We start from the raw sequence: 14,267 nt of genomic DNA on the forward strand, positions 1-14,267 counted from the left end.
GTGCGCGATCGATCGGCTCGGCCGCCAAATGGTTGCGGCGGCGAATGGCGCGAATGGCCGGCTCGGATCGAGCCGGGGAGCCCTGTCACCGTGCAACAGGAGTGGGCGCGGCGGGGTCGATGAGGCCGGCGTCGCGCAGACGGCGCCAAAACTCTGCCGGAATGATCTCATCCATGGCGGCGCGATCCTCTGCAATGCGGCTCGGACGGCTCGCGCCGGGTATCGCCGCCGCGACCGCCGGATGCGCGAGCGAGAATTGCAGCCCGGCCGCCTTCATGCCGACTCCATGCTCGTCGGCGATCGCCTTGATCCGCGCGACCTTGTCGAGAATGGCAGGCGTCGCCGGCGCATATTCGAAATTGGGCCCGCCCACCAGCGCGCCCGAGCTATAGGGGCCGCCGACGACGATACGAAGGCCGCGCTCCGCCGCCATCGGCATCACGCGCTGAAGCGCCTTCTCATGGTCGAGCAGCGTGTAGCGGCCGGCGAGCAGAAATATGTCGGGACGCGGCTCGTCGAGCTCCATCACGATCTCGATCGGCTCGACGCGGTTCACGCCGAGTCCCCATCCCGCGATCACGCCCTCGTCGCGCAGTCGGTCGAGAGTGCGAAACGCTCCGAGGTGCGCGCTCTCGAACATGGCCAGCCATTCGTCGCCATAGAAATCCTGCGCCACGTCATGGACGAAGATGAAGTCGATATGGTCTGTCCTCAGGCGCTTCAGGCTGTCTTCCAGCGAGCGCAGCGTCGCGCTCTCCGAATAATCATTGACGATGCGGTTCGGACGGCCATGCGCGAAGACGCCGCTCTTCTCGCCGAGATCGCGGGCGCCGACGTCCTCGATCTCGTCGAGGATGACGCGGCCCACCTTGGTGCTGATGACGTAATCCTCGCGCGGCTTGCCCGCCAAGGCCTCGCCCAAGCGGAGTTCCGCGAGGCCGGCGCCATAGAAGGGCGCCGTGTCGAAATAGCGGACGCCGTCGTTCCAGGCGGCCTCCACAGTCGCGCGCGCCTCCTCCTCGGGAATGTCGCGAAACATATTGCCGAGCGGGGCGGCGCCGAAGCCGAGCTTGCTCGGCAGAAGCTTCTCTATGCTCACCGTTTCCATCCTTTGGCTCCTCGGGCGGCGGCCTTCCTGCCTGCCGCCGGACCCTGGTCGATCAGAATTCCTGCGCGGTCGGGCGCAGCACGATTTCATTGATGTCCACATCGGCGGGCTGCTCGATCGCGAAAGCGATGGCGCGCGCGACGGAAGCGGCCGGAATAGCGATCTTGTAAAAGTCCATCACAGTCGCGCGGGCGGCGCTCGTCGTCGAATATTTGAGGTCGCTATCGACGGCGCCCGGCTCGATCGAGGTGACGCGGATCTTGCCGCCGATTTCCTGCCGGAGCCCCTCGGAGATCGCGCGCACGGCGAATTTCGTGCCCGAATAGACCGTGCCGCCCGGCGCGAAGACTTTTGTGCCGGCGACGGAGCTGATGTTGATGACATGGCCGCTGTCCTGCGCGACGAAGATCGGCAGAGCGGCGGCGATTCCATAGAGCACGCCCTTCAGATTGACGTCGATCATCGCGTCCCATTCGTCGGTGTTCACTTCGATCATGGGACGGATCGGCATCAGCCCGGCATTGTTGACGATGACGTCGAGGCGGCCGAAATCGGCGACCGCCGCATCGACGACCGCCTTGACCTGATGCTTGTCGGTCACATCCAGAGGATAGGCGCGCGCCTTTCCGCCGGCTTTCGTGATCTCGGCGACGACCGCGTCGAGCTTGTCCTTGCGGCGCGCTGCGACGGCGATGCGGGCGCCGCGTGCGGCGAGATGGCGTGCGGTCTCGGCGCCGAGTCCGACGCCGCCGCCGGTGATGAGCACGACTTTGCCTTCGATGCCTTCGCTCATGATGCAAATCCTCATGTGTCGCACGTGTTCGGCTTCCGCCGGAGACGAGGCCGACAGTTCCGGCCATCTCGCGCCGCCGGAGACGATGATTGGACTGTCAGCCCACCTGGACGGGGGCGAGCGACAAGGCCGTCCTTTCGGCGAGATCATTGATCGCCGCGAGATAGGCTCGGAAATGGTGCGTCTCGCGATGCGCCGCAATTGCTTCGCTGCTCGCGTAGAGCTCGTCGAGCACGAAGCGCGCGGGGTCGGCCTGGTCGCGCCATAGATCATAGCGCAGATTGCCCGGCTCTGCGCGGCTCGGCGCGATCATGCCGGTGAGCAGCGCTTCGAGCGCCTCTTTCTTGTCGGGTCTAGCGGTGAGCAGAGCGATGATTTTCACTGTCATTGCCGTCTGTCCTTCGACTGTCGCGAGGATCGCGACGCGCATGCGCAGCGCCCCGCCGGTCATGCGCGTTCTCATTTCATTTGCTCATGTCGGCGCGAGCGAGCGATCCAATGCAGCGACGAAAGCCGCAGCGATCGGATGATCGGAACGTGGGTTCTGTCCGGTGATGAGCTCACGGTCGATGACGACATGCGGCGCGAAGTCGACCGAGCCGACGGAAACATCGCCGCCCGCCGCCGTCAGCGCGAAGGGCATGTCGAAATAGAGCTTCGCATGGAGGATTTGGTTTTCGGCGACCGTCTCCTCGCTCGCGGAGAATACGGTCATCCTATAGCCGGCATATTGCCAGCCCTTGGCCCATTTCCTGGCGGTCTCGACGGCGCCGGCGATCAGAGCCGCGCGGAATTCGCGAGCGCGCGGCATCGCCGCGACCACCGCGATCGGACCATGGCAGAGTAGGGCGGTGGGCTTGGCGCTTTCGTGGAAATGGCGAAGGACCTCGCCCATGTCGCGATCCTGCATGAGGTCTGCGATCGGCGCGTGTCCGCCGGGAACGAAGACGCCGACATAAATGTCGAGACCTTCCGCGATGACCTCGCGCAGCTTGCGCGGCGCGTTCATCGCGGGATGCTCGGCGTAGAAGCTTTTCGCACGCCGATAGGCGGCCTCGTCGCTGTCGAAATGCGCGGCCGAGTCCGACGTTGCGTCGATATGCGGCTTGGTTCCGTCGGGCGTGGCGAGGACGATCTCATAGTCGGCGTCGATCAGCGCCATGGCAGGGACGACTGTTTCGTTGAGATATTGACCGGTCGCGCCCCAGCCGCCGCCCTGGACCTCGATCCGTGTGGCGTTGGAGCCGATCACCAGCACTTTCCCTTTAGTCATTGCAGCCTCCATTGGCTCGCATCCCTTTGGACGCCGCCAACATGCGCCTGCGCCTATCATTCTACAGCTTTATTTCTTTTATTCTAGATATAGGTATGGGATTATAACTGATGCGCTATGATCTGAACCTGCTGCCCATTTTCGCCGCCTTGATGGAGGAGCGCAGCGTCACTCGCGCGGCGGAGCGGCTCGGCATGACCCAGCCGGCCATGTCCAATGCATTGGCGCGGCTACGGGCGATGCTGCAAGATCAGCTCTTCATCCGTGGGCGCTACGGCATGCAGCCGACCCCGATCGCTCTGGAGCTCGCTCCGGTGATCGCCGATGCGCTGACGAAGCTCGACGACGCTGTGCTGGGCCAGCAGGATTTCGATCCGGCGAAGGCCGAGCGTCTCTTCACCATCGCGCCCAACAGCTATGTCGAATATGTGCTGGCGCCGGCGATCGTCGCGCGGCTCGGGCGGATCGCGCCGGGAGTCACTTTGCGTCTCACGCCTTATGGCGCCGACCTCGCGGAGACCGGAGTCGTTTCCGGCGCCACGGCGATGGTTCTCGGCCGTATCGTCGACCCGCCGGACAATCTCGTCGTGCAGCATCTGATGGAGGAGAGCCTGGCCTGCGTGGTGCGGGCGGATCACCCCGAAATCGGCGACAAGATCACGAGGAAGCAGTTCGAGGCGCTGCGCCACGTCAATGTGGTTCCACCCGGCCGCCTGCGCGTGGGGCTGTTTCAGGCGCTGGCGCGACAGGAGCTGCGGCGCGACGTCGCCATTTCGGTGACGAATTTCTTCGCGGTCGCGGAGATGGTGGCGGTTACCGATTATTGCGCGACCTTGCCGCGCCTGATCTGCCGCCGCCTCGCCGACGACCGACGGCTCAAAGTGCTGCCGGCTCCCGTCGATCTCGGAACCTTCCCGGTCGAGATGGCGTGGCACATGCGCTACCGCCACGATCCCGCCCATCGCTGGCTGCGGTCTTTGATCGCCGAAGTCGCGAGCGATATCGTCGGCGAGATTTGAGCGCGCCGCGCTCGCCCCCAAACGTCGAGCGATTCCGGTCGCAAGCGTATCGACGATATGTTATCATACTTCATCACCATCCCGATAATCTTCTTGGTTCATGTAGATATGGACAGCTTTCCGCGCCCCGATTGCAAGTCGACGCCGAAGCCGGCGCCGAAGCTTCCGACTATTCCGATAATCGTCGCCGCCACGACGGCCGCACTGATCGGCGCGGCGCAGATGACCGGCTCCTCGGAGGATCGGATTTCTCCGGCGGAAATCGCGCGTCGCGCGTCTATCGCCGAGGCCCGGCCGCCCGTCGCCTTACGTTCGGTCGAACGGAGGGAGATGAAAGCGGCGATGCTCGAAATGGCGCTTTCGTCGCAGGCGCAAGAGAGCCTGGAAGCGGATATCGCCTCGCGACAGGCGAAGCTGGTCTGGATCGTTTTCTACGATTCCGACGCCGAGGACGGCGATGTAATCGAAATTCAAAGCGGTGGATTTTCTCGAATGATCCGGCTCGCCAAGCAGCCGGTCGCCGTAGCGATCCCCTTTCCCTCCGACGGGGTGGCGACGGTCATCGGCGTCGTCGATGGCGGCGGCGGCGGAGTCACCGTCGGTCTCGTCGGGCCGGACGGAGCCGCGCCTCTCGCCGTGCTGAGCGTTGGGCAGCAAATTTCAATCCCGGTGATTTTGGAATAGCGCCATGCAGCGGCTCCTCTCCGCGCTCACGCGTTACGCGCCATTGCTGTTGCTGCCCCTATGGATTTTGTCCACCCTCCAATTGGCGATTCAGTCCGGCGTCACCACGCAATCCGCCAATGCGTTCCTCACACGCGGCTCCTGGTTCTATTTTGCCGTAGCGACAATGGCCTGGGCCGCAGTTGTCGCCGGACTGCTCCACGCCGGGAGGGCGTGGCCTCGCTTTCTATCCCACAGGTGGATCATGGATATTCTCGACCGCCTCACCAACAAAAACGCGCTGGAGCGCCTCGTGGCCGGCGAAAGCCGAATATCGGTGCTGATCGACGCCAATGATCTGAGACAGCGGCTGAAAGCGAAGGTCATCGGGCAGGACGAGGTGTGCGACGACATCGCCGCGCAAATTCGTCGCCGTCTGGCGCTGAGCCTGCGGAACAGGCCGGTCGGCGTTTTCTTGTTCGCGGGCTCGCCTGGAACAGGCAAGACCTATCTCGGAAAATGTCTCGCGGTGGCGTTGGATCGGCCGCTGCTCCATCTGGACATGACGCAATTCTCCTCGCCTCTGGCGTCGACCCAAATATTCGGCTCGCCGCAAGGCTACGCCGGCTCTGACAGCTATGGAAAGCTGACGGCGATGCTGCGCAACCACCCGGAAGTCGTCGTTCTGCTCGACGAGTTCGAGAAAGCGCATGACGAGGTTCACAAGAAATTCCTCACCGCATGGAACGACGGTTTCGTGACCGAGGCGTCGGACGGACGCCAGATCTCGACGACGCGTGCGATTTTCATCGTGACGACCAATGCGGCGACGGAGCAGCTGACGAAGATCGCCAAGGCCGGCGCCGGCGCGCCTGACGAGATCCGCCGCGCCTCGGTGGAGGCGCTGAAAGCTGAAAGCTTCGCGCCCGAGGTTCTCAATCGGATCGATCGGATTTTCGTGTTCGCGCCGCTTCGAGGGCTCGATGTCGCGCGAGTGGCCGCGCTCGAGATCGAGGCGATGATCGCCGGCTATGGCCTTTCGGTCGCCGATGGCGGCATAGATGCGCATCTGCTCTTCGATATCATGCAGCGGCACGAGCGCCTCGGCGCGGCCGCATCGTCGCGCGATCTGGCGCGCGCGATAGAAGACACGATCAGCGATTCTCTGATCGAGGCGAAGCAGCGCAATGCGCAGCGCGTCATGCTCGTCAATGACGGCGGCAGAGTGGTGGTCGAACCCGCATGAGACGTCCGTTTCTCTCGACGCTCTTAGCAGCGCTCGTCGTGGTCCTTCTCGGGCCGGCGCCCGCGAGGAGCGCCCCATCGCCTCCGAAAGAAGGCGATGTCTATGTCGGCGGCATTCGCTTCGGCGACCGCGATTGGCCCCTGCCGGAAGGAAGCTGGGAGCTTCTGGCTTATGTGCCGAAGCTGAATCCCAACGGCGTCCGCGCCTTCCGCGTCGCGCTCGCCCGATATGACGAGCGGCGCAAATTCGAAGCGCTCGTCATGTTCGCCGTCGGCGAAGTCGGCGATCGACCCGGCTCCGATGCGAGCGCCTCGGGGGAATGCGATCCGCCGAAGGCCCCGTATCAAGGCGAGAAAGCGATACGAGACGCAGAAAGCGACTATAGCTGCTGGAAGCTCGGGACAATCGATCGGACGAATTTGCCGCCCGATCCGGTCTCCGATCTCATTCGGCTCAAGATTCCGTCTGAAGAGACGATCGGATTGCTGCCGGCCGTCTCGTCCGTCACCAAGCGAAATGGCGTCATAGCCCATACGTTCGTGTGGCTGCGGACAGAGCGGCTCTATTCGGGCGCTCGCGACGGAAAAGAAATTCCGCCCGCGCTCTGGCCTGGAGGACCACGCTCGAACGACGCATTCGAAGGGCTGAGGCTCAGCATCATGCTGATGCTGCGAGAATGGGCCATTCACTGGGACCATAGGGTGAGAGACGGATTGGCCGGCCCGGCCGCGAGCGCTGCGGAACCGACGGCTGCGCCCCTGCGCCTGCCCCGCCTCCGAAATCCGAGGAGCGACATTCCCATGCTGCCTGACCTGGGAATCCGGGCGGGCGAAGTGTTCTCGGACGTCGCGCCGATCGGCCCCTTTCTCGTGCCGTTGCCGCCGGGGAAGTGGAAAGCCGCGCTGCGCAATCCGCAGGTCGATTCAGACGACGCCACCGCGATCGATCAAGTCACACTCGTACGCATCGCCGATCATGCGCTCGAGGGCGTGATCCAGATCGAAGCTCGTTTTCTCGATCCGCAAGAAGAGAGCTTGTGCGCGCAGAAGCGCTCGATCGACCTCGCATCTTATCGTGGCCCCGACGACTATTGCGCGGTCATCAATCCGACCGAGATTTCGCCGGAGGACGCCCGCTTTCCATTATATCGGGAGCTGGTCGCCCGCGGGGTGACGAACGTGCCGCCACAGCTCATCGGCTCCTTTTTCGCGTTTTCCAACAAGCTCATCAGCCTCTACGTCTTCGTCGGATTTTCGCCAGAGCGCGCCGGACTACCAGCGCCCAAATCTTACCGAGCGGGAGCCGTTCCCATCGAATGGACGCCCTTCGTCGAGAAGTGGCGCTGGTGGACGCGCCGCTGGGCGGAGGCGGTGCGCGCCGGACTGAGCGGAGAGCTCGATAACGGGCCGCTCCCCGCGAAATGGCGGAACTTCGATCTCAAAAGCGAAAGATTTCGCCCCGTCGCCAATCCGCGGATCGGCGAAACCTACATCGGCAGCGTGCCGCTCGGCGGCAACCGCTGGCCTCTGCCGCGCGGCGCCTGGACTCTGCTGGCGGCGGTTCCGCAATCCATCGACGACTCGATTGTCGCGGACGAGATCGTTCTGGCGCAGCTGTCGAAGGGCAAGCTCGAAGGCGTTGTCAGCATCGCCTATGCGCGGCCCGATTTGGCTTTACCGGTCGAAAAGGTTCGAAACACCTGCGCGCACGCTTCCGGCTTTTTCAGCGAACGCGAGCGCTTCGAGCTCGGCGCCATTCAGGACTGCTGGGAGATACACATCGACGACGGCGCAGGAATTCGGCGAGCCTTCCGCGGATATGAGGCGATCGAGGCGGAACTGCGCGCGCGCGGCGTCTCTGCGCCCGAACTAATTTTGAACCCAGTGTTCGAGATCGGCGACCGTGATCGCACGGCGGTCCTGATGTACGGCTTCCCCTCGACCCGGCTCTCGGAAGAGCTGCCCGAGGACGAGGCGAACGACAAGTCGAAATGGCTGCCGAGCCGAGGGCCGCTCGGCCCACGGCAAAAGGCCGTCTACGCCTCTTTGCGGACATGGATCAAAAGCTGGCACGGTTTCGTCCAAGCGGCTTTCGAGCGAAGGCTCGACGACGCATCCGCGCCCTGGGCCAGGCTCCATCCTCGCGTCCGACGATCGAAACACTGAGGCGGCTCCCCCGCAGAGAACAGGAAATCATGTCGGGCTTCCAACACCTCTGGCGAACCGCGCCCGCGTGGCGGACAGCGTTGATCATCGCGATCTGCGACTCCGCACTCACTCTCGCCTATCCGCCGAGCTTCACGAGTCTTCGGGCGGGTTCGAGCGGATCGCCAATGACTCCGAGCGCTTATGTCTCGCCGAGCTCCGGCGCCACGCCGGCGACGGAACCGGAGCCGCCCATTTCCACCGTGAAATATGGCGATGTTCTCGAGCGCGAAATTTCTTTCAACGGCCGCGTCATCCCGCTCCCGGCAGGAACATGGCGCGTCGTCGCCTCCCTGCCGGGCACAGACACAAATCACGTCACCATCGATGTGAAGGCGCTGGCGAACGAGTCGGAAGGGAAGCTGCGCGGGCTGGTGCTGCTAGTCGGAAACGACGAGACGACGCCGAGCCCGACCGGATTTCGCGCCGACGCCAATTGCGAGAGGAGCGACGTCATCTTCACCAAGCTCGTCCGCAACGAAGATTTCGGCGATCAGCGATGCTATTATGTCGACTTGCTCATCACCGACGTGCAGGAATCCTCGTCGCCGCAGCCAAACACTTTGTTGCGCGCCGCTTTCGGCGACCTCGACGAAAGGCGCGTCACTGTGCCGAGCACAATGCTCGGAGCCATGTTCCGCTATGCGAGCCACGAGCGCCTGCTGATCGCGAAATTCTTTTTCAATCCCGAGGTCGAGGGGATCACGCCATCGACAAAGGTCGCATGGCTGGACAATGACTGGAACAAATATAATCTCGCGCGAAATCTGGACAAATCACGATATGTTCAGCGTCTCGAAGCCTGGGCCGCAAAGTGGGACACTATTCTACAGTTGGTCTGGACAGGGCAGACATCCACAGCCGTAACGGAAACAGACCGCGCATTGCCCAAGAGTCCGCTTCGACCTTGAAAATTTAGCGATCATGCCGGTGCGAGCATTTTTCGGTGAGCAAGCCGGTTGCGGTGCAATTTTTGCCGATAACTACGCGATGGGTGGCCCTTTGATTTTGGCGCAGGTCTCATCGACGCGCCACGATCCGCCAGCCCGGCGCGAAACGGTTCCACCGCTTTTCGACCTCCGGAACGTAGCGCTGAACCCAGCGCATGATGGTCGTATGGGCTAACGACAAGCTGCGCTCCGCATCGTTTCCACGAGATCTCGGAAGCTGAGCTTGTATCGCAGATATCAGCGCACGCAGAGAACGATGACCCATTGAAAAGATCGTTCGCGCTCAGCATCGCCCATAACCCCGGCGTTCGGTTCCGCCCTCGGAAGGATTATGCCCTGCTCACGCCGTTCGCACCAGAACCCGACGCGCAAGGGCCACGTAGAGCCGACTACCAGCGGACGGCTAAAACATTGTACGGATAGGATTGTTTCGGCGTTACGGCGAGTGGTAGCGGAGGAGGGACTCGCTACCAATAGACACGTAACATGTTGATTCTACCGAAAAACCCTATCCGGCAACCGCGCCGTCCAATGGTGACACTGATACATCATGGTGGCGCCTGGACGCAAGATCGTGGACCATCGGCGTGGCGATCCGCAGGTCGGCGGCGTCGATCTCCGCCTCACGTTCGCCGTCCTCAGCCGAGACAAGCAGAAGCTCGCCTGCTATAGGCTTGCGCGCCGAACACATTGCCGAGCAAGCTCGATATCCGTCATGTATTTGTCCATCGCCACCACGCATGCGCCGGCCACCGATCTCGGCTTTCTGCTGATGAAGCATCCCAATCGCGCCCATGACGTCGAGCTGTCCTTTGGACGCGGAACCGTGTTTTTCCCGCAGGCCGAGGCGGAGCGCTGCGAGGCGGCGCTGATCCTCGACCTCGATCCAGTGGCTCTCGTGCGCGGCCGCGGCGGCGCCGAAGGGGTCGCGGATCAATATGTCAATGATCGACCCTATGCGGCGTCGTCCTTCCTCTCGGTCGCGCTCAACAAGGCGTTCCGCACGGCGATGACCGGCGTCTCGCGCGAGCGGCCGGAGCTCGCCGCCACCGCGATCCCGCTCGAGATCGTCGTCGCGCCTCTGCCCGCGCCGCGCGACGGCGATTTGCTGACACGCCTCTTCGCGCCGCTCGGCTGGACCGTCGAGGCGCGCCGCATCGAGGGGGCGGACGGCCCCTCGCGCTATGTCGAGCTGCGGCTCACGGGGACGCTGCGACTCGCCGACGCGCTCGGACATCTCTATGTGCTGATCCCGGCGATGGACGCCGACAAGCATTATTGGGTCGGCGACGACGAGGTGGAAAAGCTCGTCGCCAAAGGCGGCGCCTGGCTCGCTGCGCATCCCGAGCGGGAGACGATCGCGCGGCGCTTTTTGAAGAACCGCCGCAGCCTCGCGCGCGCCGCCCTCGCACGTCTCGCGCCGGAAGCCGAGAATGAGGACGGTCCCGAGGACGAAAAGGCGCCGCCGCGCGAGGAGGCGCTCGAAGCGCCGTTGCGTCTGCACGACCGGCGGCTCGACGCCGTCGTCGGCCTGTTGAAAGACGCGGGCGCGCGCAGCGTCGCCGATCTCGGCTGCGGAGAAGGCAGGCTGCTGCAACGGCTGGTCAAGGAGCGCGGCTTCGAGCGAGTGATTGGTCTCGACGCCTCCATCCGCGCGCTGGAGCGCGCCAGGGAGCGCCTGAAGCTCGATCGCGCCGGCGGCCCTTCCATGGAGCGGTTGAGCCTGCTGCATGGCGCGCTCACCTATCGCGACGCGCGCTGGGCCGATGTCGACGCCGTCGCCCTCGTCGAGGTGATCGAGCATTTGGACGCCGATCGTCTGCCGGTTTTGGTCGAGATCGTCTTCGGCGCAGCGCGTCCGAAGACCGTGATCGTGACGACGCCGAACGCCGAATATAACGCCCTGTTCGATGCTCTGCCCGCCGGCGCCTTCCGCCATCCCGACCATCGCTTCGAATGGACCCGCGCGCAATTTCACGATTGGGCGCAGGCGATCGCCGAGAGCCACGGCTATTCGGTCGCCTTTTCCGGCATAGGCGAGGAGCATCCGGACCTCGGCCCCGTCACGCAGGTCGCGGTGTTCTCGAGATGAATGCGCCTCTCCCGACCCTCCTGGACATTCCCGACTTCTGCCTCGTCGTGCTGATCGGCGCGACGGGCGCGGGCAAATCGAGCTTCGCCTCGCGCTGGTTCAAGCCGACGGAGGTGATCTCCTCGGATCATTGCCGCGGTCTCGTCTGCGACGACGAGACCGATCAATCGGCCTCGGCCGACGCTTTCGCGCTCGTTGCCGCCATCGCCGAGAAGCGGCTGAAGAACCGCCGCCTCGCGGTGATCGACGCCACCAATGTGCGCGCCGCTGATCGCAAATCCTGGGTCGAGCTCGCACGCCGCTGGCACGCGTTGCCTGTGGCGATCGTCGTCGATCCGGGCCTCGATGTCTGCATCGAGCGGAACAAGACGCGGCCGGATCGCGATTTCGGCCCCGGCGTGCCGCAGCGCATGATTCAGGAGATCCATCGCGGCCTGCGCGGGCTCGCTAATGAGGGCTTTCGGCAGATCTGGAAGCTGTCCTCGGTCGCGGCGATCGAGGCGGCGGTCGTCGAGCGCCGCCCCATGTGGACCGACAAGCGCGACGATGTCGGCCCCTTCGATGTGATCGGCGACGTGCATGGCTGCCGCGACGAATTGCGGCGGCTGCTCGAAGCGCTCGGCTATGCCGTCGAGGGCGAAGGCGACGCCGTCGCCGTTTCGGCGCCGCATGGCCGCAAGCTGGTCTTCGTCGGCGATCTCGTCGATCGCGGTCCAGACGTGCCGGGCGTATTGCGCATCGCCATGGCGGCTCAGGCCGCAGGCGTCGCCTATGTCGTGCAGGGCAATCATGACCGCAAATTGTCGCGCTGGCTCGAAGGCCGAAAGGTTACGGTCGCCCACGGGCTTCAGGAATCGATCGATCAGCTCTCCGAGGAGCCGGCGGAGTTTCGTGACCGCGTGAAGACTTTCCTCGCGGATCTCCGCAGCCATTATTGGCTCGACGGCGGCAAGCTCGCCGTCGCCCATGCGGGGCTGAAGGAGGAAATGATCGGCCGCGGCTCGCCCGCCGTTCGCGAGTTCGCTCTGTTCGGCGAGACGATGGGCGAGACGGATGAGTTCGGCCTGCCGGTGCGGCTCGATTGGGCTGCGAATTATCGCGGCCGCTCGGCAATCGTCTATGGCCATACGCCGACGCCGGATGCGGAATGGGTCAACAACACCATTTGCGTCGACACGGGCTGCGTCTTCGGCGGCAAGCTCACGGCGCTGCGCTGGCCGGAGCGGGAGCCCGTCGAGATTCCGGCGGCGCGCGTCTATTGCGAGCCGGCGCGCCCGCTCGTCGCCGCGCCGGAGACCGCCTTGCAGGCCGAGGCGGATCGGCTCCTCGATCATGCCGATGTGTCGGGACGGCGATGGATCGACACGACGCTGCTGCGGCGCATTCCCATCGCCGAGGAGAATTCCGCTGCGGCGCTCGAAGCGATGAGCCGCTTCGCTCTCGCGCCGCAATGGCTCGTCTATCTCCCGCCGACCATGTCGCCGGTGGAGACGAGCGCGCGCGACGGCTTTCTCGAGCGCCCGGAGGAAGCCTTCGCTTTCTTCCGCGAGCGCGGCCAAAAGGAAGTCGTGCTCGAGGAAAAGCACATGGGCTCGCGCGCCGTCGTCGCGCTCTGCCGCGACGCCGACGTCGCGCGGCGGCGCTTCGGCGTCCTCTCCGGCGAGAGCGGCCAGATCTGGACGCGCTCGGGCCGCGCCTTTTTCCCGGATGGCGCCGAATGCGAGGCGCTGCTCGCGCGGCTGCGCGCAGCCTGCGACCGCGCCCGCCTCTGGGAGACGCTCGCGACCGACTGGCTCCTGTTCGATACGGAAATCATGCCCTGGTCCGCCAAGGCCTCGGCGCTGATCGAGCAGCAATATGCGCCTGTAGCCGCCGCGAGCCACGCCGGGCTCGCCCTCGCCCATGACGCCGCCGCGCGCGCCGCGGCTCGCGGCATTCCTGTCGAGGCGCTGCGCGATCGGCTCGCGATCCGCGCCGAGAAGGCAGCGCGCTATGGCGAGGCATGGAAGCCCTATGTCTGGCCGGTTCGCTCGCTCGACGATTTGCGCGTCGCCCCGTTCCATCTGCTGGCGAGCGAGGGCGCCACGCATTTCGACAAGGACCATCTCTGGCACATGTCGATCGCCGAAACATTGGCGGCGACCGGCGCGCAGAATGTGGCGACGACTCGCTGGCGTCGCCTGGCCCTAGACGACACGGCGGCCTGCGAGGAGGCGACGCGCTGGTGGGAGGAGCTGACATCGGCGGGCGGCGAAGGCATGGTGGTGAAGCCGCGAGACTACATCGCGCGCGGCGCCAAGGGGCCGATCCAGCCGGCGCTGAAGGTGCGCGGCCCGGAATATTTGCGCATCATCTACGGCCCGGAATATGATCTGCCGGAACATCTCGAACGCCTGCGCCAACGCGGCCTCGGCGCCAAAAGGACCAACGCCCTGCGCGAATTCGCGCTCGGCCATGAAGCCCTGACGCGCTTTACCGCCGGCGCGCCCCTGCGCAAGACGCACGAATGCGTCTTCGCCATCCTCGCGCTGGAGAGCGAGCCGATCGATCCGAGGCTCTGATTACGGGGCTTCCAACGCGGGGTGACTACTCTCACCTCGCTTTTTTATGGGTAATGTTGTCCAAGATGCGCCAATTGCAGACCTTCACTCGCATCATAATGGGCAATTATGCGAGTCCGACGGGCAGCCGGAGTAGCTTTAACCGAACCGCTCCCACGCCGTTTGGCGCGAAACGCCGAGCTTTTCGCCAATCGCCGCCCAACTGATGTCTCGCGCTCGCAGAGCGTCAACAACTGCACCGAGGTGACGACGATGCGCCTCCGCCGTGGCGTTCAGGGGCCCGAGCACTTCGAGCAATCGCTCGGTCGGCAAGTTCGTCGGCTCGAAATCGCGCGGCAACGCCGCCTCTCCGCTCATG

The 14,267-nt window shown here is 64.5% G+C and carries 12 protein-coding genes and 1 pseudogene; 7 read left to right on the forward strand and 6 right to left on the reverse strand.

Going from position 1 to position 14,267, the window contains the following annotated elements; genetic code table 11:
* Positions 1 to 85: 85 nt before the first annotated feature.
* The 4 genes from IY145_RS15675 to IY145_RS15690 all read right to left on the reverse strand — a co-directional run bounded on the left by IY145_RS15675 (position 86) and on the right by IY145_RS15690 (position 3,174).
* Positions 86 to 1,108: an aldo/keto reductase gene (locus tag IY145_RS15675; RefSeq protein ID WP_210332678.1), complete on the reverse strand. Its 1,023-nt coding sequence runs from the start codon at positions 1,106 to 1,108 to the stop codon at positions 86 to 88.
* Positions 1,109 to 1,160: 52 nt separating this feature from the next.
* Positions 1,161 to 1,901, reverse strand: coding sequence for an SDR family oxidoreductase (locus tag IY145_RS15680; RefSeq protein ID WP_196409065.1), 741 nt, complete (start codon positions 1,899 to 1,901; stop codon positions 1,161 to 1,163).
* Positions 1,902 to 1,998: 97 nt separating this feature from the next.
* On the reverse strand, positions 1,999 to 2,364 hold the full coding sequence (locus IY145_RS15685; RefSeq protein ID WP_409455310.1) for a putative quinol monooxygenase: 366 nt from the start codon (positions 2,362 to 2,364) through the stop codon (positions 1,999 to 2,001).
* 9 nt (positions 2,365 to 2,373) lie between these two features.
* Positions 2,374 to 3,174 carry a type 1 glutamine amidotransferase domain-containing protein gene (locus IY145_RS15690; RefSeq protein WP_196409066.1) on the reverse strand — a complete coding sequence of 267 codons (801 nt, stop codon included), beginning with the start codon at positions 3,172 to 3,174 and terminating at the stop codon, positions 2,374 to 2,376.
* A gap of 110 nt (positions 3,175 to 3,284) precedes the next feature.
* Here IY145_RS15690 and IY145_RS15695 point away from each other — a divergent pair, with 110 nt between their 5' ends.
* The 5 genes from IY145_RS15695 (at position 3,285) to IY145_RS15715 (ending at position 9,217) form a co-directional block, all read left to right on the forward strand.
* Positions 3,285 to 4,193 (forward strand): LysR family transcriptional regulator, encoded by a 909-nt coding sequence (locus tag IY145_RS15695; RefSeq protein ID WP_196409067.1) that lies wholly within the window; start codon positions 3,285 to 3,287, stop codon positions 4,191 to 4,193.
* A gap of 93 nt (positions 4,194 to 4,286) precedes the next feature.
* Complete coding sequence (locus IY145_RS15700) at positions 4,287 to 4,877, forward strand: hypothetical protein (protein ID WP_196409068.1); 591 nt, start codon at positions 4,287 to 4,289, stop codon at positions 4,875 to 4,877.
* 4 nt (positions 4,878 to 4,881) lie between these two features.
* Positions 4,882 to 6,102, forward strand: a complete 1,221-nt coding sequence (locus IY145_RS15705; RefSeq protein ID WP_024879293.1) for an AAA family ATPase — start codon at positions 4,882 to 4,884, stop codon at positions 6,100 to 6,102.
* Positions 6,099 to 8,267 (forward strand): hypothetical protein, encoded by a 2,169-nt coding sequence (locus IY145_RS15710; RefSeq protein ID WP_196409069.1) that lies wholly within the window; start codon positions 6,099 to 6,101, stop codon positions 8,265 to 8,267. The genes IY145_RS15705 and IY145_RS15710 overlap by 4 nt, the downstream gene beginning before the upstream one ends.
* 167 nt (positions 8,268 to 8,434) lie before the next feature.
* The gene (locus IY145_RS15715) at positions 8,435 to 9,217 is read left to right on the forward strand and encodes a hypothetical protein (RefSeq protein WP_196409070.1); all 783 of its coding nucleotides are present in this window, start codon (positions 8,435 to 8,437) and stop codon (positions 9,215 to 9,217) included.
* A gap of 87 nt (positions 9,218 to 9,304) precedes the next feature.
* Here IY145_RS15715 and IY145_RS26595 read toward each other — a convergent pair.
* A pseudogene (locus IY145_RS26595) lies at positions 9,305 to 9,490 on the reverse strand (IS6 family transposase); the annotation flags it as partial.
* A gap of 481 nt (positions 9,491 to 9,971) precedes the next feature.
* Between IY145_RS26595 and IY145_RS15725 the strand changes: the two are divergent.
* Both IY145_RS15725 and IY145_RS15730 read left to right on the forward strand, forming a co-directional pair.
* Positions 9,972 to 11,348: a 3' terminal RNA ribose 2'-O-methyltransferase Hen1 gene (locus IY145_RS15725; RefSeq protein ID WP_196409071.1), complete on the forward strand. Its 1,377-nt coding sequence runs from the start codon at positions 9,972 to 9,974 to the stop codon at positions 11,346 to 11,348.
* Positions 11,345 to 13,909: a polynucleotide kinase-phosphatase gene (locus IY145_RS15730; RefSeq protein ID WP_196409072.1), complete on the forward strand. Its 2,565-nt coding sequence runs from the start codon at positions 11,345 to 11,347 to the stop codon at positions 13,907 to 13,909. Before IY145_RS15725 ends, IY145_RS15730 begins: the two co-directional genes overlap by 4 nt.
* Positions 13,910 to 14,047: 138 nt before the next feature.
* Here the strand turns inward: IY145_RS15730 and IY145_RS25770 are convergent, their stop codons facing one another.
* The gene (locus tag IY145_RS25770) at positions 14,048 to 14,266 is read right to left on the reverse strand and encodes a hypothetical protein (protein ID WP_246722406.1); all 219 of its coding nucleotides are present in this window, start codon (positions 14,264 to 14,266) and stop codon (positions 14,048 to 14,050) included.
* Position 14,267: the final 1 nt, after the last annotated feature.

Origin of the sequence: Methylosinus sp. H3A (assembly GCF_015709455.1) — a bacterium.
Taxonomy (GTDB): Bacteria; Pseudomonadota; Alphaproteobacteria; order Rhizobiales; family Beijerinckiaceae; genus Methylosinus.